Below are 20,151 nucleotides of genomic sequence, written 5' to 3' on the forward strand. Positions count from 1 at the left end.
GGTCAGCCGCGAACGCGCCTGCGGACGATCAGCAGCACACCGCCGCCGACGCCGAGCAGGAGCAGGCCGATGGTGAGCGGCACAGCAACCGGGTAACCGGTGTCGGCCAGGCCGGACGAGCCCGGCGGCGGGTAGCCTGCGGGAACTGTCTGGATCGGCGGCACGGTCGTCGTCGGATCCGTGGTGACCGTGGTGTCCGTTGTGGACGGCACGGTGGTGGACACGGTGGTCGTCAGCTGAGTCGTCGTGGTGGTCGACGCGGTGGTCGTCGGCTGAGTCGTTGTCGTCGATCCAGTCGTCGTCGGCTTGGTCGATGACGTGGTCGTCGGCTTGGTCGATGTGGTCGTGGTCGGCGCGGTGGTCGATGGCGCGGTGGTGGTCGTCGTCGGGTCCGTAGTGGCCGTCGTCGTGGTCGGCGCGGTGGTCGTGGACGGCGTTGTGGTGGTGGGTTCGGTCGTGGCCGTCGTCGTGGCCGTCGTCGTGGCCGTCGTTGTGGTCGGCTCGGTGGTCGACGGCTCAGTCGTGGTCGTAGTCGGGTCCGTGGTCGACGGCTCGGTGGTGGTCGTCGTCGGCTCGGTTGTCGACGGCGCGGTGGTGGTGGTGGTGGTGGTGGTCGGTTCCGTCGTCGCCGTAGTGGTCGTGGTCGTCGGGTCCGTGGTCGTGGTCGTTGTGGTGGTCGTTGTCGGGCCGGGCTTCGGGAGGATCTCGCCTTCCTTGAGCACGTTGTTCTGCCCGGGGTCCTGATCGCACTGCGAGTCGAACGGGTTCGACGGCGGGATGCTCGCCAACGAGCCGTCGGCCTTGCGGGCGGTGATCGTCAGCAGCAGATTTTTCACCGTGATCTTGATGTGCCCTGGGGTCGGGAACGTCAGCGACGGGGTCTTGCCGGTCGCCTTGACCGTGAAGCCGCCGGACCCGGGGACCGTGGTCTTCTCGATCACCACCGGCACGTCGAGGTCGGTGTCGAACCCGGGCGCCGAAATGTGGGCGCTTGACACAGCCGTCCCCTCGATCGTGGCCACCTTGACCAGCTTCAAACCGGTCGTGGTGTCCTCGTTGAGCTTGCTCAGCGCCACGATGTTGAACGCGCCGGTCGGCACCCCCGCGGTGATCGTGTCCGGGATGTCCGCATCGATGTGCACCTGGACGGGCTGCAGGTCGATCAGCGGGAACAGACACGTGTAGTTCAGATCGACCGCCGCGGCCGCCGCGCTGGTCCCCGCGGTGATCACCATGCCCGCGACGACCGCGCCCGCCGTGGTCAGGGCCGCGACAGCCGCCGCCGTCTTCTTCTTCGTCAACTTCATCGTTGTTTTCACCCTTGTCAGCGCGCGGTCAGGTTCAGGTCGAGTTTGTTGCCATCCGCGGCGGCGAAACCGGAGATGTAGTCGTTGAACGCGCCGCAGCCCTTGAGCGGGGCGATCGCGTAGGAGCCGGTCAGCTTGCCTCCGGCGATGACGTCGAAGTCGGCGGCCGAGGCGAGGTTGATGTCCGATGGCGTGGTGGTCTTGCAGTCCGGGCTCTGGCTGATCGGGAATCCGAACAGGTTGACCTGCGGCAGCGCGATCGTCAGCTTGGAGTTGGACCTCAGCACGCCTTGGTCGTCGATCGAGCCCGTTGTCTGCGCGGTGTTCTCGAACGCGACCTTGGTGACCACCGGCAGGAAACCCATGATCGTCAGGTTCGCCGTGGTCGGGTTCAGCTTGAGGTCGGCGACGAACTTCTTGGTGGCCAGAGTCAGCGTCGCGTCGATGGTTCCGGAGATCGGCACGTCACCGGCGAGGTTCTTCAGCTTCGAGACGCCCTTGAGGTTGTAGGCGTACTTGACCCCGGCTGGTGGGGGCGTGGTCGTCGATGGCGGTGCGCCGACGTCGAAGCTGAGCAGCTCGGCGTTCTGGCCCGCGTCGAGCGTGCACGGCGAGATGATGTCGCCGATGCCGGTGAAGCTCCCGTCGGTCTTCTTCGGCACCACGAACGCGGTGTAGTCCTTCATGGTCACCGACACGTGGCCTTCGTCGGGGGCGAACTCCGGCACCGACCCGGTCACCGCCATGTCGAAAGCGGTGCCGTCAGGGATCGCCGTCTTCGCCACGGTCAAGCCCTTGAGCTTGATCGGCAACGTGCCCGCGCTGGTGGCGACACTGACCGCGGCGTCCGCGGTGCCCTCCAGTGAGGTCGCGCCGACCTCGCGCAGACCGACCGTCGCGGTCGACGGCACGGTGGCGGTGGTCTTGAAATCCGAGGTCTTCACCGAGTCGCCCGGCGCCGCGGGCAGGGTGAAGGTGGCCTGGATCCTGGTCTTGAGCACCTGCAGACCGATCAGCGGGAAGGGGCAGGTGAACGTGAGCGTCTTGTCGACGCGCACCTGATCGGCCGCGGCACCGGTGCCCGCCCCGGCGACGAGGCCCGCGGCGATCAGTCCGCCCACGAGCAGCCCGGCCATGGCCTTCGTGGATGTCATCCGAATCCTCATAGATCCTCTTCCGCTGCTGGCTGAGGTCGCCAGGTTGGTTTCTTGGGGCGAACCGACGCTCGCTCCGGTGCGGGGCCGCACCGGAGCGAGCTGGCCGGTCAGGAGTCGCGCACCTGGATCACTTCATGGTGAGCACGATCTCGAGGGTGTTGCCCGGACCCGCGGTCTGGGCGTTGATGACCGGGGTGAACGGCCCGCAGTTGGCGAAGGGCGGGATGTTGTAGGTGCCGTTGAGCTTGCCGCCGCCGATCGGGTTGAAGCCCGGGGCGGAGACCAGGTCGATCGAGGTCGCCGACCTGCAGTTCGGCGAGCCCGCGATCGGCATGCCGAGGACCCGCAGGTCGGTCAGCACGATGCTGGTCTTGGCCGTGGCCTTCACCGAGCCGTTCACCGCGAGGGTGCCCACCACCTGACCGTTGGGGACGATCTTGATGGAGGCGGTCGCGGGGAGGAACCCGAACAGGGTGAAGTTGACCTTCGTGCCGGGCAGGGCCAGGTCACCGACGAACGTGCCCGCCGACAAGTCCACCTTGGCGTCGAACGAACCAGGGCCGAGCTTCGCCGTGGCGTTCAGCTTCTTGATGAAGGTCTTGCCGTTGACGTCGTAGGACACCTCGATCACGTCGCCGGGCGTCGTGGTCGTCGGGACCGTCGTGGTCGGGACCGTCGTGGTCGGGACCGTCGTGGTGGTCGGGACCGTCGTGGTCGGCGGAACCGTGGTAGTCGGCGGAACCGTCGTGGTCGGCGGAACCGTGGTAGTCGGCGGAACCGTGGTAGTCGGCGGGACCGTGGTAGTCGGCGGGACCGTTGTCGGCTCCGTTGTGGTGGGCGGAACTGTTGTGGTCGGCGGGACCGTTGTCGGCTCCGTTGTGGTGGGCGGAACTGTTGTGGTCGGCGGGACCGTTGTCGGCTCCGTTGTGGTGGGCGGAACTGTTGTGGTCGGCGGAACCGTTGTGGGCTCCGTCGTCGTCGGCGGAACTGTCGTGGTCGGGTCCGGCCTCGGAAGGATCTGGCCTTCCTTCAGCACGTTGTTCTGACCCGGATCCTGCGTGCACGGCGCTTCGAACGGGTTCGACGGCGGGATGCTGGCCAGGCTGCCGTCGGCCTTGCGCGCGGTGATGTTCAGGGTCAGGTTGTGCACGGTGATCTTGATGGGCCCCGCCGTCGGGAACGTCAGTGACGGCGTCTGCCCGACAGCGCGGACGGTGAACCCACCGGTCGCGGGCACCGCGGTCTTCTCCACGGTGACCGGAACGTCAAGATCGGTGTCGAAGCCGGGCGCGGTGATGTGCGCCTGGGAGATCGCGCTGCCCTCGATCGTGGCGACCTTGACCAGCTTGAGGCCGGTCGCGGTGTCCTCGTTGAGCGTGCTGAGTGCCTCGATCGTGAACCTCCCGGTCGGCACACCCGCCGTGATGGTGTCCGGGATGTCAGCGTTGATGTGCACCTTGACCGGCTGCACATCGATCAGTGGGAACGTGCAGGAGTAGTTCAGGTCGAGCGCGGCCGCGGCCGCCCCGCCGCTCGCGGTCACCAGCAGCGTCGTCGTCGCGACGCCGACGATCGTGGCGCCCGCGAGCGCGGCCAGGCGCCGGGGCCTTGCTCTACGGTGTGTCATTTTGTCTCCAACCGCACAAGAACGGAGCCGGCAAATAGCTGGGAGCTACAGAAATGGGCCATGGGCGACAATTGTCGGAAATGGCCCCGCTATCCCAGGGCAACGTACCCGCCAGTAGTTCAGGCCCGCAATACCCCATTTTCATCCACCTATAGCACTATTGTCATACCAATCAAGAAACGCGCTACACTTATTGCGTCGACATGACAATCCGCAGCTCAGAGGCGTAGTTGTCACGGATCAACAAAGGTCGGCCACAAGATTGGCGATCTGTCACAAACGGAGCCGGAAATGCGCCCCCTTGATTGACATCGCCGTCGGCCGATTTTATCGTCAACCGAGCAAAAGGCCGCCGACACAAGCGGGAGCGGGCATTCTCAACAGCCGAGGTAGGACATGACCGAACAGCACGGCCGAAGTCCCCGAGCCGACCTCACCGCCACCGCGATGCGCAAGCTCGCGCCGGTGGACACCGCCGAGACCGGCGGCCGCGACCGGCGCAAGACCGACGCCGCGTTGAAGCTGTGGCGCACCATCCCGCCGGAGCTGGCGAACAAGCTGATCCCGATGACGCCGCAGCTGGTCATGTCCGCGGTTCAGGAGATCCAGCGGTCGGTGCCGGACTACGCCAAGCCGTTGCAGGGCAAGTTTCGCGAGGTCCTCGTCGGCGCCGTGGACATGGCCGTGGTCAAGTGTTTCGAGAACATCTGCGACCCCAACACCCCCCAGGCCGACTGGGACGCCGCCTTCCGCTACGCGGGTCGCGTCGAGTTCCTCGAAGGCCGCACGCTCGACGCACTGCAGACCGCGGTCCGCGTCGGCGCCCGCGTCGTCTGGCGCCAACTCAGCGCCGCGGGCCGCTCGATCGGCCTGCCCCACGACGCGCTGTTCAACCTCGCCGACGCCATCTTCGCCTGGGTGGACGAGCTCTGCAGCGCCGCCATCGCCGGATACACCGCCGCCCAGGCCCGCTCCAGCGGCGCACTCGAACGCCGCAGGCGCCAACTGCTCAAACTCCTCCTGGCCGACCCGCCCGCCACCCGACAGTCCATAGTGGACCTGGCGGGCGCCACCGACTGGGACCTGCCCGCCCGGGTCTCGGTGATCGCCCTCGAATACCGCGAAGACCAGCACCGCCTTCCCGCCAGCGCCCTGGGCCCCGAAGTCCTGGTCGACCTCGAAAGCACCGAACCCTGTCTGGTCGTCGCCGACGCCGCCCGACACCTCGTCGGCCTGCAGCGCGAACTCCGCGGCCGCCGAGCCGCCATCGGCCCCTCAGTCCCCCTCGCCGACGCGGTGCTGTCCCTGCGCTGCGCCCGCAAAGCGATGAGCCTGGTCCAGCGGGGCGTCCTGCCGGACCAACCCATCACCCAGTGCGTGGAGAACCTGTCTACCCTGGCCTTGATGTCCGACGAATTCCTGGTCTCCCACCTGACCGGCCGGGTCCTGCTCCCTTTCGCCAACTTGACGACCAAGCAGCGGGACAGACTCGAAAGCACGCTGCTGGCCTGGTTGGAGACCCGGGGCGGAATCAACGAGATCGCCACCAGACTCGACGTACACCCCCAGACCGTCCGCTACCGCATGCACCAACTGGAAACCCTCCTCGGCGACCACCTGTCCGACCCCGAGGAACGCCTCACAATGGAGATCGCACTGCGCTACCGCAGATTGATCGGCGTCGGCACGCACGCCACAACCGACGCGGACGAGGACGAGATTCTGGAGAACGCGATCTGACCCGACGGCCACGCAAGCGCTATCCCCCGGCGATGCCCAACGCCGCCAGATTGTCGACGGCCGGATGCGTCGCGCCCGCAGGACCAGCGGCAAAGGCCCGCAGCATACGCTCGGTGATCGCACTGATGGCCTGATGAGCCACTGGGTCCCCACCGCTGTGCCCACACTGCGCCGACAACGCGCAGATCCAATACTGAGTCCCCGCCGAGAACACCCCTGCCCCACTCGCGGTCGAGTAATACGTAGCGTCAGCGAAATCAGCCTTGCCCCGACAAGTCACCGGCGACCGGAACAACACCTGAATCGGCCGAGGCGTCGGATACCGCAAGTCCACATTGGCATACTCGTTGCCGACCAACCCAGGCAGTTTCTGTCCCTTATGGACAATCCCGGTCAGCAGCCAACTCGACTCGTCAGCCACGACAAGATCAGCCGACACCGGATTGCACTGGTAGATGTTGCCCAGCAACACACTCTCCGGCCGAGGGTGCGGCGGAAACCGCCAGTCCTGCGTCGCCTCCGTCGGGTCCGTCTTGCTCATCGGATCATCGGCGAACGACTTGTACCCGATCTCCAGCCGATTCGGCCCGTTCGCGGTAGGGGCAAGCCGGATGTGCCGAAAGATCTCGTTCCCGCCAAGGAACGCCAGATTGGTCCCGGCGTCGCGTGCGGCCGTCACGTGCGCACGCATGGCCGTCGACCAGTACTCGTCATGGCCCAGAGTCACCACGGCACGAGCGCCGTCGAGCAAGCTCGGATCAGCGTGCAGATCCACGTCGGTCGCGTACCCGAGATCGATCCCCAGCCGCTCGGCGAAGGTCAGGAACGGCAGCTCGAAGAACAGAAAGTCCCCCGCGCCATGCATCACCGCGGCCTGGTAGGGCCGGTCGAAGGACACCGCCCGCGACCGATTGGCCCGCTTCCCGTCCGGCGCCTCATACAGGCTGTACCCGCCCCACCGGTTGTACGCCTGCCAGGTGGTGACCGCGTTGACGACCACCACCCGCCCCTTGTTCGACGCTGTCCGCAGAGTCAACGGGACGAACTGCTGAGCCGACCCACTGCCCGTGTCCAGCCGTAGGAGGTAATCCCCCGCTGGCCAGGTGCCGGTCGACAACGTCAACGACGGAGCCCACGGCGCCACCACCGTGTTGGTAGGCGCCTCGATCACCCGTGGCGGCTGCTGAACCCCGGGCAACACCCCCGACTGCCACACCTGCCGCGCATCCGACCCCTGATAGGCGCCCATGCGGTACGCGGTGACGGTGTACTCGCCCGCCGTCGTCGAGACGAACAGCCGGACATCCTCACCGGGCAGCGCGCTCACCCGGTCAGCGAAGCCCTCGATCTCGTGCGGCAGCCCCGGACGAGTGACCTGCCACCCCGGTGTGCCCGGCTCAGCACCGGGCACGGCCGAGGTCGTCGTCACCGCAGGGGGCGGCACGCTGCTGGGCACGCCGGGCGGCGGCGGGTCGCTCTGGCATCCACCGACCAGGGCGAGGACGGCCACGAGCGCGGCTCGGCGAACGATCACGAGACCGGAGCATGACACAGAGGCTGACCACGGGCAGGGCGGCGGTCAGCGGGTTGCCAGACACCTTGAGCGGGGACAGGGTGGAATAGGGGGACGCTCTCACACGTTCAAGATAGTTGAGAGCTTGACCAACCGGAGGAGTGGACATGCAGTTCGGGATCTTCACCGTCGGCGACGTGACGACCGACCCCACGACCGACCGGACTCCCACCGAGGCCGAGCGGATCAAGGCGATGGTGACGCTCGCGCTCAAGTCCGAGGAGGTCGGCCTCGACGTCTTCGCCACCGGGGAGCACCACAACCCGCCGTTCGTCCCGTCCTCCCCCACCACGATGCTCGGCTACATCGCCGCCCGCACCGAGCGGCTGATCCTGTCCACGGCGACCACGCTGATCACCACCAACGACCCGGTGAAGATCGCCGAGGACTACGCGATGCTGCAGCACTTGGCCGACGGCCGGGTCGACCTGATGATGGGCCGGGGCAACACCGGCCCGGTCTATCCGTGGTTCGGCAAGGACATCCGCGACGGCATCGACCTGGCCGTGGAGAACTACCACCTGCTGCGCAGGCTGTGGCGCGAGGACGTCGTCGACTGGGAGGGCAAGCACCGCACCCCGCTGCGGTCGTTCACCTCGACGCCGCGCCCGCTCGACGGCGTGCCCCCGTTCGTTTGGCACGGGTCGATCCGCAGCCCGGAGATCGCCGAGCAAGCCGCGTATTACGGCGACGGCTTCTTCGCCAACAACATCTTCTGGCCGAAGGAACACTACATGCGCCTGATCGGCCTGTACCGCCAGCGGTTCGAGCACTACGGCCACGGCTCGGCCGACCAGGCCATCGTCGGGCTCGGCGGGCACATCTTCATGCGCAAGAACAGCCAGGACGCGGTGCGCGAGTTCCGCCCGTACTTCGACAACGCGCCGGTCTACGGCCACGGGCCATCGCTGGAGGACTTCGCCGAGCAGACCCCGCTGACCGTGGGCAGCCCGCAGCAGGTGATCGACCGGACCCTGACGTTCCGCGACTCCTTCGGCGACTACCAGCGCCAGCTTTTCCTCGTCGACCACGCGGGCCTGCCGCTCAAGACCGTCCTCGAACAGCTCGACATCCTCGGCGAGGAAGTGATCCCGGTCCTGCGCAAGGAGTTCGCCGCGCTCATGCCCGCGCACGTGCCGCCCGCCCCGACCCACCAGAGCCTGCTCGCGGCCAAGGACGCGGTCCGATGACGGTTGCGGCGGTTCGGGGCGAGTCGCGATCGGCGTCGAAAGAGGCGTGAATCACGCCGAATTGGTGCCACCTTGGTCGGAACGTGGCAGGGAGGTGCGGCGTCCTAAGAGGCGCACCACAAGATCCGTCCCCACGGTCGGTGGTGCGTCGTGAGGCCCGCCGCCGTGCCCGCCCCCAGCAGGCACGGCGGCCGGGTCCTCACCTCGCCGAGCCCCCTGCCCGGGCGCATACTGTCGGTCGCCGTCGATATCGTGCGGGACGTGGAACACGCGGCGGACAGTCACGACGTAATCGAAGTTCGAGGGGCGCGGGCGAACAACCTCGCCGACGTCTCCCTCGACATCCCCAAACGGCGGCTCACGGTCTTCACCGGGGTCTCCGGCTCCGGCAAGTCCTCATTGGTCTTCGGCACGATCGCGGCCGAGTCCCAGCGGCTGATCAACGAGACCTACTCGGCCTTCCTGCAGTCCTTCATGCCCAGCGTCGGCAGGCCCGACGTCGACGCGCTGCGCAACCTGAGCGCGGCGATCATCGTCGACCAGGAGCGCATCGGCACCAACTCGCGATCGACGGTGGGCACCGCGACCGACGCCCAGACGATGCTGCGGATCGTGTTCAGCCGGGTCGGCGTCCCGCACATCGGCACCTCCAGCGCGTTCAGCTTCAACACCCCCGACGGCATGTGTCTTGGGTGTGAGGGCCTCGGCCGGGTCTCGACGGTCGACATCGACGAGCTGGTCGACGTGGAGAAGTCGCTCAACGAGGGCGCGATCACGGTCCCGAACTTCACCGTCGACTCCTGGTACTGGCGGTCGCTGGCGCACTCGGGGTTCGTCGATCCCGACGTGAAGCTCAAGGACTACACCGAGCAGCAGTGGGAGGACTTCCTCCACAAGCCGTCGACCAAGCTCAAGGTCGACTCGATGAACATCACCTACGAGGGTCTCGTGGTGAAGGTGCAGCGCATCTTCCTGGCCAAGGACCGCGAGTCGATGCAGCCGCACATCCGCGCCTTCGTCGACCGGGCCGTGGCCTTCGCCGAGTGCCCGACCTGCGGCGGCACCCGGCTCAACGCGGCCGCCCTGTCCTCGAAGATCAACGGCCGAAACATCGCCGAGTGCGCGGCCATGCAGATCAGCGACCTGGCCGAGTTCCTCCGGGCGATCGACGACCCATCGGTGGCGCCGCTGCTGACAACGCTGCGCGAGACGTTGGAGTCGCTGGTCGAGATCGGTCTCGGGTACCTGAGCCTGGACCGCGAGTCCGCGACCCTGTCCGGTGGTGAGGGCCAGCGGGTGAAGATGGTCCGCCACCTCGGGTCGAGCCTCACCGACGTCACGTATGTGTTCGACGAGCCGACGGTGGGCCTGCACCCGCACGACATCCAGCGCATGAACGACCTGCTGCGACAGCTGCGCGACAAGGGCAACACCGTGCTGGTGGTCGAGCACAAGCCGGAGGTCATCGCCATCGCCGACCACGTGGTCGACCTCGGCCCCGGCGCGGGACCGTCCGGCGGGCGGGTGTGCTTCACCGGGGATGTCGCGGGCCTGCGGGCCTCCGACACCCTGACCGGGCGACACCTCGATCACCGCGCCCAACTGCGGCAGAACGTCCGCACCGCGACCGGACACCTGCCGATCACCGGGGCCACGCTGCACAACCTCAAGGATGTCAGCGTCGACGTCCCCCTCGGCGTGCTGACCGTCGTGACCGGGGTCGCCGGGTCCGGCAAGAGCTCGCTGATCCACGGGTCGCTGTCGCGGCGGGACGGGGTCGCGGTGGTCGACCAGTCCCCCATCCGCGGTTCCCGGCGAAGCAACCCGGCGACCTACACCGGCCTGCTCGACCCGATCCGCACGGCGTTCGCCAAGGCCAACGGCGTGAAGGCGGCCTTGTTCAGCGCGAACTCCGAGGGCGCGTGCCCGACCTGCAAGGGCCTCGGGCTGGTGTACACGGACCTGGCGATGATGGCAGGCGTGGCCACGGTGTGTGAGGAATGCGACGGGAAGCGGTTCACCCCGCAGGTGCTGACGTATCAGCTACGGGGCAAGAACATCTCCGAGGTACTGGGGATGTCGATCGTCGAGGCACGAGAGTTCTTCCCGTCCGGGCAGGCGCGGGCGATCTTGGACCGACTGTGCGACGTCGGCCTCGGCTATCTCGGCTTGGGACAGCCGCTGACCACACTGTCCGGCGGCGAACGGCAACGAGTGAAGCTCGCCATCCAAATGGCGGAGAAGTCATCGATCTACGTGCTGGACGAACCCACGACCGGTTTGCACCTGGCGGATGTCGATCAGCTGCTTGGGCTGCTCGACCGGTTGGTGGACGCGGGCAACTCGGTGATCGTGATCGAACACCATCAAGCGGTCATGGCGCATGCGGACTGGATCATCGACCTCGGGCCGGGCGGCGGCCACGACGGCGGCCAAATCGTGTTCACCGGCACCCCTGCGGACCTGGTGTCGGAGGCGAAGACCCTCACGGCACAGCATCTGCGGGAGTATGTGGGCGCCGATTAGTGGACTCGTTCGGGCTTCGCAAGGACGAGGGTGCAGGGGGAAGTGCAGGGACCTTCGGTCCCACAAGAACGACCGCCTGCGGGTGCGCCTAGTTGGGAGGCAGGACCAAACGCTCGAACAGCCGCTCCAGGTCGGCGTCCGGGTTGTCGGTCAGGCCGGTGTGAGTAGGCGAGGTTTGCACCAGTGTGCTTCGGGGTGCGGTGAGCCAGCGGAAGCGGCGGCCCGGCGAGATGTCCTTGACCGGGCCGCCTTCCGGCGTGCTGTCGCACGACTGGCACAGGTGCCGCAGACTCTCGGCCAGCATCTCCAAGTCGATGGCCGGGTCAAGCGTGCGCAGCCTCGGTCCGTCCACATAGGTCTTACAACGCAGATAGTCCAGCGACGCGCAATAAAGCAGCACGCCGATGTTAAGAGCTTCGCCACGGTCCTGCCGGGGGACCGCACGGAGCAGTGCGTACTCAAACACGTGCGGCACGGGTCGCCTCCAGGGTGTCGACCCAGGCGGGTGACGAGTCAAGGCGCGCGGTGAAGAACGCCGTATAGCGGGCGCGGATGTCCGTCGCGGTCGCGTCGTCATCGGCCAGCCAGTCATCGGGGACGTTCGCGAGGACGCCTGCCAGCAGCGCAGGCGTGAGAAGAGGCTTGAGGTCACGGTCGGCCGCGCCGATGTCGCCCGCGACGGGAAGCATGACGTGGTCAGAGGCGTCGTAGCGGTAGGTCTCGGCCGGTTTCCAGGCAGGCGACCAGGAATGGTGGAAGATCAACGACGCGCCGTGGTCGATGAGCCAGATGTCGCGGTGCCAGAGCAGCAGGTTGGGGTTCTTCCAGCTGCGGTCGACGTTGAGCGTCAGCGCGTCGAGCCAGAGCAGTCGGGCGGCCAGGTCCGGGCCCGGGTCGCGGACGAGCGGGTTGAAGTCGAAGGACCCGGGCAGGTAGTCGAAGCCGACGTTCAGTCCGCCGCTGGCCCGCAGCAGGTCTTGGACTTCCTCATCGGGTTCGGCGCGCGCCAGTTCCGGGTCGAGGTCGGCGAAGACGATCTCGGGCACGTTGAACCCCAGCGCCCTGGCGAGTTCGCCGACGATCAGCTCGGCGACCAGCGACTTGATGCCCTGGCCCGCGCCGCGGAACTTCAGCACGTACATGCCCAGGTCGTCGGCCTCGACGAGACCGGGCAGTGAGCCGCCTTCGCGGAAAGGGGTGACGTAGCGGGTCGCTGTCACGGTGCGGAGGGTCACGGCTCCATCATGCTCGATCGGTCCCGCGCGCGTTCCAACAGGACGCGTTCGGCCGGGTTGGCCGTCAGCTCGATTGCCCGGCCGTACGCCTCGACCGCGTCGGTGTGGCGGCCGAGGCGGCGGAGAAGATCCGCGCGGATGGCGTGGAAGACGTGGTAGCCCGGCAGGTCCAGGGCGTCCACGAGGTCGAGAGCCGCGGCCGGACCGTCCACTTCGGCGACGGCGACCGCGCGGTTGAGCGCGACGACCGGGGTCGGGGCGAAGTCGAGGAGCTGGTCGTAGAGGTCGCGGATCTGCTGCCAGTCGGTCGGCGACTCGCTGTGCACGGCGTTGATCGCGGCCTGGATCTGGTATGGCCCTGGCTGGTCGCGGCGAAGACAGCGGCGGACCAGCTCGTGTCCCTCGGCGATCAGGTCCACATCCCACCGGGCGCGGTCCTGGTCGGCCAGCCGGACCAGGTCGCCGTGGGCGTCGACCCTGGCCGGGCGGCGCGACGCGATGAGCAGCATCAGCGCGAGCAGGCCGATGACCTCGGGTTCGTCTGGCATCAGCTGGGCCAACAGCCTGCCCAGCCGAATCGCCTCCGCGCACAGGTCGTCGCGGGTGGCATGGTCGCCGGAGGTGGCGGTGTAGCCCTCGTTGAAGATCAGGTAGACCACGGCGAGGGCGGGGCGCAGCCGGTCGGGCAGGTCGGCTTCCTCGGGCACCCGATACGGGATGCGGGCGTCGCGGATCTTGGCCTTGGCCCGGACCAGGCGCTGGGCCATGGTGGACTCGGGCACCAGGAACGCGTGCGCGATCTCGGCGGTGGTGAGGCCGCCGAGCAGCCGCAGGGTGAGCGCGACCTGGGCGGCGGGCGCCAGCGCCGGGTGGCAGCAGGTGAAGATCAGCCGGAGCCGGTCGTCCCGCACGGCGGCCTCCTCGATCTCGTCCTCGTCGGCGTGGGTGAGCGCGGCCTGGGCGTGCCGGTCGGCCCGCGACGCCTCGCGGCGCAGCCGGTCGATGGCGCGGCGGCGGGCGGTGGTGATGATCCAGCCCGCCGGGCTGGGCGGGACACCTTCGTTCGGCCACCGCTCGACGGCGGCGGCGAACGCGTCCTGGACCGCTTCCTCGGCGATGTCGATGTCGCCGAAGACGCGGACCAGGACGGCCACCGCGCGCCCGTATTCCTCGCGGTAGATCCGGTCGAGCATCAGCCCGTTTCCCGGAAGGGGCGCACCTCGAGCGGCAGGGTGGTGATCTCGGTGAACTTGCGCGCCCAGTCGAGGGCGGCGTCGAGGTCGGGCACGTCGATCACGGTGAACCCGCCGACGAATTCCTTGCCCTCGGCGAACGGCCCGTCGGTGGTGATGATCTCGTCGTCCTTGGCGCTGACGACGGTGGCGGTGTGCGGGCGGTGCAGCCGGGCGGTGAACACCCAGGCGCCCGCGGCCTTGAGTTCGTCGCTCCAGGCCTCGACCTGGCGCATGATCGGGTCGAGGAACTCGGCGGGCGGCGGTTCCATGTCGGGCTCGTAGACCGACAGCAGGTACTGGGTCATCGGACTTCCTCCTGGCCTGCGGGAGCGTGGCTCGTGCCTGCTCCTCACCCTCTATACGAACAGCACTCCCCCGGTTCGACACCTCGGCGAAGGTTTCTTCACCAATGCTTCGGACGGGCCAGACCCGCCGGGATCGTGGTCGTCGCGTCGCCCTTCGCGGCGTTGAGCTGAAATTGGGTCAGGAATAGCGCGTCGGCGAGGATGGCCCCGTGGACCTGGGCGTCACGGAAGTCGGCGCCGATGACGTCGGCCCTGGTCAGGTCCGCCTCGCGCAGGTCGGCGGCGATGAGCAGGGCGCCACGCAGGCTCGCACCGCGCAGGTCGGCGCGGCGCAGATTCGCGCCGATGAGGTCTGATTTGCGGCGTTTGGCCCGCAAGCCCGATCGGGCCTGGTCGCTGGCCTGGATCAGCACCTGGTTGACCGCGTGCCGGTGCGCGGCGACGTCGAGCGCGAGCAGGGCGTCCGGGTCCGACTTGGTCAGCAGAGTGGTCTCGTCGTAGGCACGCTGGAGGTCGGCGGTCAGTCCTGGCGCGAAGGTGAGGGCGTCGGCGAGGTACCAGAGCAGCTCGTGCAGGACCCGCAGCACGCCGAAGGCGTCGAACTGCCGCTGGGCGATCGCCGGGTCGTCGCGCCAGGTCCGGCCGCCGAAGGTGACCTGCACGACCTGCTGGCCCGCGCCGAAGCACTCGTAGACCGTGCAACCCGGAAAGCCGCTCTCGCGCAGGCTGGTGTGCATGCCGCAGCGGTAGTCGGCGAGCAGGTTCTTACACGGCCGCCCGGCGGGTTTGTCGAACCCGAAGTCCGCCGACTTGGCGAACGCCAGCCCCACACAGCACAGGGCGGCGCAGCGGGAACAGTCGGCACGCAGGTGGGTAACGTCAGTCATCGACCACCAGTGTGACGGTTCCCTTCGCGCCGTCCACGCGCACCCGGTCCCCGGTGGACAGTCGCGTGGTGGCGTTGCCGCAGCCGACCACCGCCGGGATGCCGAGTTCGCGGGCGACGATCGCGGCGTGCGACAGCGGCGCGCCCACATCGGTGACGATCGCCGCCGCACGCGGGAACAGCGGGGTCCAGCCGACGTTGGTCACCGTGGTCACCAGGATCTCGCCCGGCCGCAGCGCCGCCGCTTCGTCCACAGTGGACACCACGCGGGCGGTGCCGTCGACGACGCCGACCGCGCCGGGGAAGCCGGTGATCGCCTCACCAAGGGGCTTGTGGTCGGCGGTGGCGTCGAACAGGTCGGACCGGCGGTCCGGGTCGGCGGCCCACGCCTCCGGGTCGAACCGGCCGCGAATCAGGGTCGGATACGGCGGCAGCGCGCGATACCGGTCGTAAGCGGCCCGTTGCGCCGGAACGGTCGCGAGCGGGGACTCGTCCCCATCGAGAACCGCGACGATCTGGTCGATGGGCAGGAAGAACAGGTCGGCCCCGTGGCCGGTCAGGTCGCCCGCGCGCAGCACGAACGCCCGCAGCACCCAGAACGCGCGGACCATCTCCGACCGCGCCCGCTCCCTGGCCCGCGCCACCTCGGCGGCCCGGTCGAGCTGCCTGCGCACCCGCTTGGCCTTGCCGGGGTGCCGCTCGACCAGCCGCTGCCACGCGGCGTCACGGGCGGCGGCCTGCCGGTCGAGCAGCGCGCGCGGGTCGAGCTCACCCACGGTGTCGATGAGCCGGTCGATCCAGGCCGGGTCCTCGGCGGGGCGCGGTTCGGCGATCTCGAACTCGTCGGGGCAACGATGTCCCCAGGTCGCGGCATAGCCAGCGCGGTCGAGCTTGCCCGCGCGCAGCCGGGCGAGACCGAGCAGCGGGCCGAGGCTGGCCAACTCGTCACCGTCGGCGTGCAGGCCGGTCATGAGAGTGGTGGCGTCGGCGTCGCCGACGAGGTCGCGCAGGGCCCGCTCCAGTTTGACCGGCCCGGCGCCGCGCGCGCCCGTGTCCAGGACCCGGCAGGTCTCGTGCAGCAGGGAGTCCAGGTCGGAGCGCCACAGCTCGGCCAAGGCGCGTGGGTCGGCCGCGGCGGCGATGTCTTCGCGCAGGTCCCGGCAGCGGATCGGGGTATCGGCCACCAGCTGCGGCAGCTTGCGGCGATAGGCGACGGCTTCCTTGGCGAACGGGATGGCCGCGCGGATCACCGCGAGCCGCGACATCGGCAGCGGCGGAATCTCCACGTCCTCGGGGATGCGGCCGAGGGTCTGCTCACTCTGTTTGCGGACGGCGGCGCCCATCCCCACGGCGGCCGCGGCGGCGGTGGAGACGCTGAGGTTGAGATAGAAGCGGCCGCCGATGTTGCCGGTGATGCGGTAGGGGCCGACGGCGGCCGAGGACAGGATCTTGACCAGTGACCACGTCGCGGGCGTCATCACGCTGGGGACGGCCTCGCCGAGATTGACGCAGGTCCACAGGTAGTCGCCGCCGAGGGTGTCGTTCCACTCGACCCCGGCGGGCCGCAGCGTGGTGATCGGGCGGGCCTGCAGGATGCTGAACCGGCCGTCGCGCAGCGCCCACTCGACGTCCATCGGCGTGCCGTAGAGCTCCTCGATCCGCGCGCCGAGGACGGCCAACTCGACGGCTTGCGTGTCGTCGAGCACCGGGGTGCGGCGTCGATCGTCGGGCACCGGACGTTCCCCGGTCCCGGTGTCGGTGCCGACCGTCATGACGGTCTTGTCGGCGATCTCGCGGCTGATCACGTGGCCGTCGCCGACGACATAGGTGTCCGGGGTGACCTGCCCGCCGACGACTGCCTCCCCGAGCCCCCACGCGGCGTTGACCACCTGCTCGTCGCGGGCGCCCGTCAGCGGGTTCGCGGTGAACAGCACGCCCGCGGCGTCGGCCGGAACCAGCTCCTGCACGACGACGGCGATGGCCACGTCCTCGGCGTCGATCCCGTGGTGGGCGCGGTAGCCGATGGCTCGCTCGGTCCACAGGGAGGCCCAACACCGTTTGACCGCGTCGAGCACGGCCTCGGCCCCGCAGACGTTGAGGAACGAGTCGTGCTGGCCCGCGAAAGACAGCTCGGGCAGGTCCTCGGCGGTCGCCGACGACCGCACCGCGACCGGCCCGGTGGGCACCGCGTCCCGGATCGCCTGGGCCACCGAGGGCGGGATGTCCTGCGCCGCGAACAGCGCCGCGATCCGTTCGGCCGCGTTGTCCCTGGTCAGCGCGTCGCGAAGGTCGTCATCGAGTCCACTGGCCACGAACACGCGGTAGGCGTCGGTGGTGATGTGGATGCCCGGCGGCACGGGCAGCCCGGCCCGCGCGAGCGTGGCGAGCGACGCTCCTTTGCCTCCGACGGTGTCGAGATCGGCTCCGGCGGCGTCCAGCGGCAGTGTCACGATCATGCCGCCATACTGTCAGGTATGGCGGCCACGCGCGGGCGAACCCGCCATTATGTAGTGCTGTGGAGTCCACTCGTGTTGATCGCTGGCTTTGGGCGGTCCGGCTGACCAAGACCCGCCCCGACGCCGCCGCTGCCTGTCGCGGCGGCCATGTCCGGGTCAACGACCGTCCCGCCAAACCCGCGACGGTCGTGGTACCTGGGGACGAGGTGCGGGCCAGGGTGGGCGACACGACCCGAATCCTCGAGGTCGTGCGCGTGATCCAGAAACGGGTCGGCGCGGCCGACGCCGCCACCTGTTTCATCGACCGCACGCCACCGCCGCCGCCGGTGGCCGCCGCCCCCGTGGCCCGCCGGGACCGGGGCGCGGGCCGACCGACGAAGCGGGAGCGGCGGGTGTTGGACCGGTTCCGCACCGGCCAGCCCTGATCGCCACCGGCTCGCTTCTGGGGGCGAACGATCAAGGGGCGCCGGTTCCGGGCCGCCCATCTTCTCCAGGTGTTTGCTACACCGCGCCGGGTCCGCTCAGGGCGAGTTCGGCCATCCTGACCTCCGGCTGGTGCGCCCGCAGGATCGATTGCAGGATCTCGCCGGACCGCACGGCGTTGTTGGACAGCAGCGACGAGGTGATGCCGTGCGAGTGCTCGGTGGCCCCACCCTGCAGGTAGATCCCGGCGCGCACGTCGGGCGCGGCGCGCACCCGGTAGTCGCGGGTCATGCTCAGGCGGCCGTGTTCGTCGCGGACGCAGTCGGCGGCCAGGTCGCCGAGCAGGGCCAGCGAGTCGTCGCCGCGGTAGCCGGTGGCGTAGACGACGACGTCGCTGTCCAGGACGGTGCGCTCGCCGGTGGTCATCGATTCCACCGTCACCCGCACGCCGTCGCCGTGATCAGTGATCTCGGTTGGCCGGGAGACGTTGAACATGCGCAGCCGCTGGTGGCCGGTGACCTTCTCCTGGTACACGCGCCGGTAGAGGTCGTCGATCAGCTCGATGTCGACCACCGAGTAGTTCGTGTTGGCGTGGTAGCCCATGATCTTGCGCTTGACGTCCTCGGGAGCGAGATAGAACTCGTCCACCGCGGCCGGGTCGAACACGCGGTTGGCGAAGGCGCTGTCGTCGGCGGGGCTGTAGCCGAAGCGGGAGAACACCGAGCACACCTCAGCGTTGGGGAAGCGGGTGTGCAGCAGCGCGGTCACCTCGGCCGCGCTCTGGCCCGCCCCGATCACCACGAAACGTGACGCGGACTCCCGATCGAGGGTGTCGATGTCGCGCATCAGCGTGCTGTTGTGCCACACACGGTCACTAGCGCGCACACCGTCGGGCAGGTTCGGCCGCAGGCCGGTGGCGAGGACCAGGTTGCGCGCGCGCACCGTCCGCGGGTCGCCGCCCGCGGTCGGCCGGGAGACGACGTCGAAGTACTCGACCTTGCCATCGATCGTGACCGGGTTGACCGCCGCGACCTCTTGGCCGTAGCTGACCTGATCGTCCACTTTGGCCGCACACCACTCGAAGTAGTCGTGGAACTCCACGCGCAGCGGGAAAAGCGTCTTGTGGTTGACGAAGTCGATCAACCGGCCGCGACTGTGCAGATAGGACAGGAAGCTGAACTCGCTCACCGGGTTGCGCAGCGTCACCAGGTCCTTGAGGAACGAGACCTGCATCGTGGCGTCGTCGATGAGCATGCCCCGGTGCCAGCCGAATTTGGGTTGGCGTTCCAGGAAGTGCGCGGTCACCGGTCGCGCGCCGGAGGTGTTCGCCTCGGCGACCGCGATGGCCAGACTCAGGTTGGACGGCCCGAAGCCGACGCCGACGATGTCATGGACCGGTGTGCCCTCGCCCTGCATCTTCGTTACCCCTCGTTGGTTCCGATGGTGTGATCTACGGTGAACGAAGGTCACCCTAGCCTAAGTTAGGCTAGGCTAAGCTGCACCTGATTGGGTGTCGTGCACCACCGTGCGGGACGATGAGAGGAGCCCCATGCGGGTCGTCATGTTCGGGTACCAGACCTGGGGCCACCGGACGCTGCGGGCGTTGCTGGACTCGGAGCACGAGGTCGCCCTGGTGGTGACCCATCCGAAGTCCGACCACGCCTATGAGCGCATCTGGTCTGACTCGGTGGCCGATCTGGCCGCCGACCACGGCGTCGAGGTCATGCTGCGCAACCGCCCCGACGAGGACGTGATGGCCCGTCTGCAGGCGTTGGAGCCCGACCTCATCGTGGCGAACAACTGGCGCACGTACATCCCGCCGAAGATCTTCACCCTGCCCCGGCACGGCACGCTCAACGTGCACGACTCGCTGCTGCCCGCCTACGCGGGCTTCTCCCCGTTGATCTGGGCCCTCATCAACGGCGAGAAGGAGGTGGGCCTGACCGCCCACATGATGGACGACGAACTCGACGCCGGGGCGATCGTCCTGCAGCGCGCGATCCCGGTCGGCGATCGGGACACCACGACCGACCTGTTCCACAAGACGATCGACCTGATCGCCCCCGTGGTCGCCGAGTGTCTGGACCAGATCGCCACCGGGACCGCGGTCCTCACCCCGCAGGACCGGACAAAGGCGACGTTCTTCCACAAGCGGGCGATCGAGGACAGCCTCATCGACTGGACGTGGTCGGCCGAGGAACTCGACCGCCTGGTCCGCGCCCTGTCCGACCCGTACCCCAACGCCTTCACCTTCCACAACGGCAGGCGCCTGCGGATCCTGCGAGCCTCGGTGTCCCGCGCGAACTACGGCGGCACCCCCGGCCGCGTCTTCATCCGCGAGGGCGACGGTGTGGCGATCGTCGCGGGCCCGGAAGCGCGTCGGGGCCAAGGCAAGGCACTGGTGATCGAGCGCATTCGCCTCGACGACGGCACCGAGCTGTCGGCCACGGACTACTTCCGCACGATGGGCGGCTACTTGCGCTGACACACA

Annotated in this window: 16 protein-coding genes; 5 read left to right on the top strand and 11 right to left on the bottom strand. The window is 68.6% G+C overall.

Features of this window, described 5'->3' with window-relative positions; all coding sequences use genetic code 11:
- Positions 1-2: 2 nt before the first annotated feature.
- The 3 genes from BN1701_RS36830 to BN1701_RS37215 form a co-directional block, all read right to left on the bottom strand.
- Positions 3-1,307: a DUF6801 domain-containing protein gene (locus tag BN1701_RS36830; protein WP_054047816.1), complete on the bottom strand. Its 1,305-nt coding sequence runs from the start codon at positions 1,305-1,307 to the stop codon at positions 3-5.
- Positions 1,308-1,324: 17 nt separating this feature from the next.
- Complete coding sequence (locus BN1701_RS10420; RefSeq protein ID WP_157367908.1) at positions 1,325-2,461, bottom strand: DUF6801 domain-containing protein; 1,137 nt, start codon at positions 2,459-2,461, stop codon at positions 1,325-1,327.
- 130 nt (positions 2,462-2,591) lie between these two features.
- Complete coding sequence (locus tag BN1701_RS37215) at positions 2,592-4,091, bottom strand: DUF6801 domain-containing protein (protein ID WP_067520638.1); 1,500 nt, start codon at positions 4,089-4,091, stop codon at positions 2,592-2,594.
- Between the two features lie 396 nt (positions 4,092-4,487).
- On the opposite strand from BN1701_RS37215, the gene BN1701_RS10430 reads away from it, so the two are divergent.
- Positions 4,488-5,831: a helix-turn-helix domain-containing protein gene (locus BN1701_RS10430; RefSeq protein WP_054047819.1), complete on the top strand. Its 1,344-nt coding sequence runs from the start codon at positions 4,488-4,490 to the stop codon at positions 5,829-5,831.
- 19 nt (positions 5,832-5,850) lie between these two features.
- Here the strand turns inward: BN1701_RS10430 and BN1701_RS10435 are convergent, their stop codons facing one another.
- Positions 5,851-7,365: a N,N-dimethylformamidase beta subunit family domain-containing protein gene (locus BN1701_RS10435; RefSeq protein ID WP_157367909.1), complete on the bottom strand. Its 1,515-nt coding sequence runs from the start codon at positions 7,363-7,365 to the stop codon at positions 5,851-5,853.
- A gap of 146 nt (positions 7,366-7,511) precedes the next feature.
- On the opposite strand from BN1701_RS10435, the gene BN1701_RS10440 reads away from it, so the two are divergent.
- Together BN1701_RS10440 and BN1701_RS10445 are read left to right on the top strand one after the other, a co-directional pair.
- Positions 7,512-8,594, top strand: coding sequence for an LLM class flavin-dependent oxidoreductase (locus tag BN1701_RS10440; protein ID WP_054047821.1), 1,083 nt, complete (start codon positions 7,512-7,514; stop codon positions 8,592-8,594).
- Between the two features lie 261 nt (positions 8,595-8,855).
- Positions 8,856-11,120, top strand: coding sequence for an excinuclease ABC subunit UvrA (locus BN1701_RS10445; RefSeq protein WP_054055756.1), 2,265 nt, complete (start codon positions 8,856-8,858; stop codon positions 11,118-11,120).
- An 88-nt stretch (positions 11,121-11,208) separates the two neighbouring features.
- On the opposite strand, the gene BN1701_RS10450 is transcribed toward BN1701_RS10445, so the two are convergent.
- From BN1701_RS10450 to BN1701_RS10475, 6 genes are all read right to left on the bottom strand, one after another.
- Positions 11,209-11,595, bottom strand: coding sequence for a DUF3037 domain-containing protein (locus tag BN1701_RS10450; protein ID WP_054047824.1), 387 nt, complete (start codon positions 11,593-11,595; stop codon positions 11,209-11,211).
- Positions 11,579-12,355 carry a HipA family kinase gene (locus BN1701_RS10455; RefSeq protein WP_231949557.1) on the bottom strand — a complete coding sequence of 259 codons (777 nt, stop codon included), beginning with the start codon at positions 12,353-12,355 and terminating at the stop codon, positions 11,579-11,581. The genes BN1701_RS10450 and BN1701_RS10455 overlap by 17 nt, the downstream gene beginning before the upstream one ends.
- Positions 12,352-13,548 (bottom strand): RNA polymerase sigma factor, encoded by a 1,197-nt coding sequence (locus tag BN1701_RS10460; RefSeq protein WP_082859769.1) that lies wholly within the window; start codon positions 13,546-13,548, stop codon positions 12,352-12,354. The genes BN1701_RS10455 and BN1701_RS10460 overlap by 4 nt, the downstream gene beginning before the upstream one ends.
- Positions 13,548-13,895, bottom strand: a complete 348-nt coding sequence (locus tag BN1701_RS10465; RefSeq protein ID WP_054047826.1) for a YciI family protein — start codon at positions 13,893-13,895, stop codon at positions 13,548-13,550. The genes BN1701_RS10460 and BN1701_RS10465 overlap by 1 nt, the downstream gene beginning before the upstream one ends.
- A gap of 98 nt (positions 13,896-13,993) precedes the next feature.
- Positions 13,994-14,782, bottom strand: a complete 789-nt coding sequence (locus tag BN1701_RS10470) for a pentapeptide repeat-containing protein (protein WP_054047828.1) — start codon at positions 14,780-14,782, stop codon at positions 13,994-13,996.
- A complete protein-coding gene (locus BN1701_RS10475; protein WP_054047830.1) occupies positions 14,775-17,237 on the bottom strand; it encodes a PEP/pyruvate-binding domain-containing protein in 2,463 nt (820 codons plus the stop codon). Before BN1701_RS10475 ends, BN1701_RS10470 begins: the two co-directional genes overlap by 8 nt.
- Positions 17,238-17,296: 59 nt before the next feature.
- On the opposite strand from BN1701_RS10475, the gene BN1701_RS10480 reads away from it, so the two are divergent.
- Positions 17,297-17,662 carry an RNA-binding S4 domain-containing protein gene (locus BN1701_RS10480; RefSeq protein WP_054047832.1) on the top strand — a complete coding sequence of 122 codons (366 nt, stop codon included), beginning with the start codon at positions 17,297-17,299 and terminating at the stop codon, positions 17,660-17,662.
- Positions 17,663-17,738: 76 nt separating this feature from the next.
- Here the strand turns inward: BN1701_RS10480 and BN1701_RS10485 are convergent, their stop codons facing one another.
- Positions 17,739-19,076: a lysine N(6)-hydroxylase/L-ornithine N(5)-oxygenase family protein gene (locus BN1701_RS10485; RefSeq protein WP_054047833.1), complete on the bottom strand. Its 1,338-nt coding sequence runs from the start codon at positions 19,074-19,076 to the stop codon at positions 17,739-17,741.
- Between the two features lie 133 nt (positions 19,077-19,209).
- Here BN1701_RS10485 and BN1701_RS10490 point away from each other — a divergent pair, with 133 nt between their 5' ends.
- On the top strand, positions 19,210-20,145 hold the full coding sequence (locus BN1701_RS10490; protein ID WP_054047835.1) for a methionyl-tRNA formyltransferase: 936 nt from the start codon (positions 19,210-19,212) through the stop codon (positions 20,143-20,145).
- Positions 20,146-20,151: the final 6 nt, after the last annotated feature.

It is taken from the genome of Alloactinosynnema sp. L-07 (assembly GCF_900070365.1).
Lineage (GTDB): Bacteria > Actinomycetota > Actinomycetes > Mycobacteriales > Pseudonocardiaceae > Actinokineospora.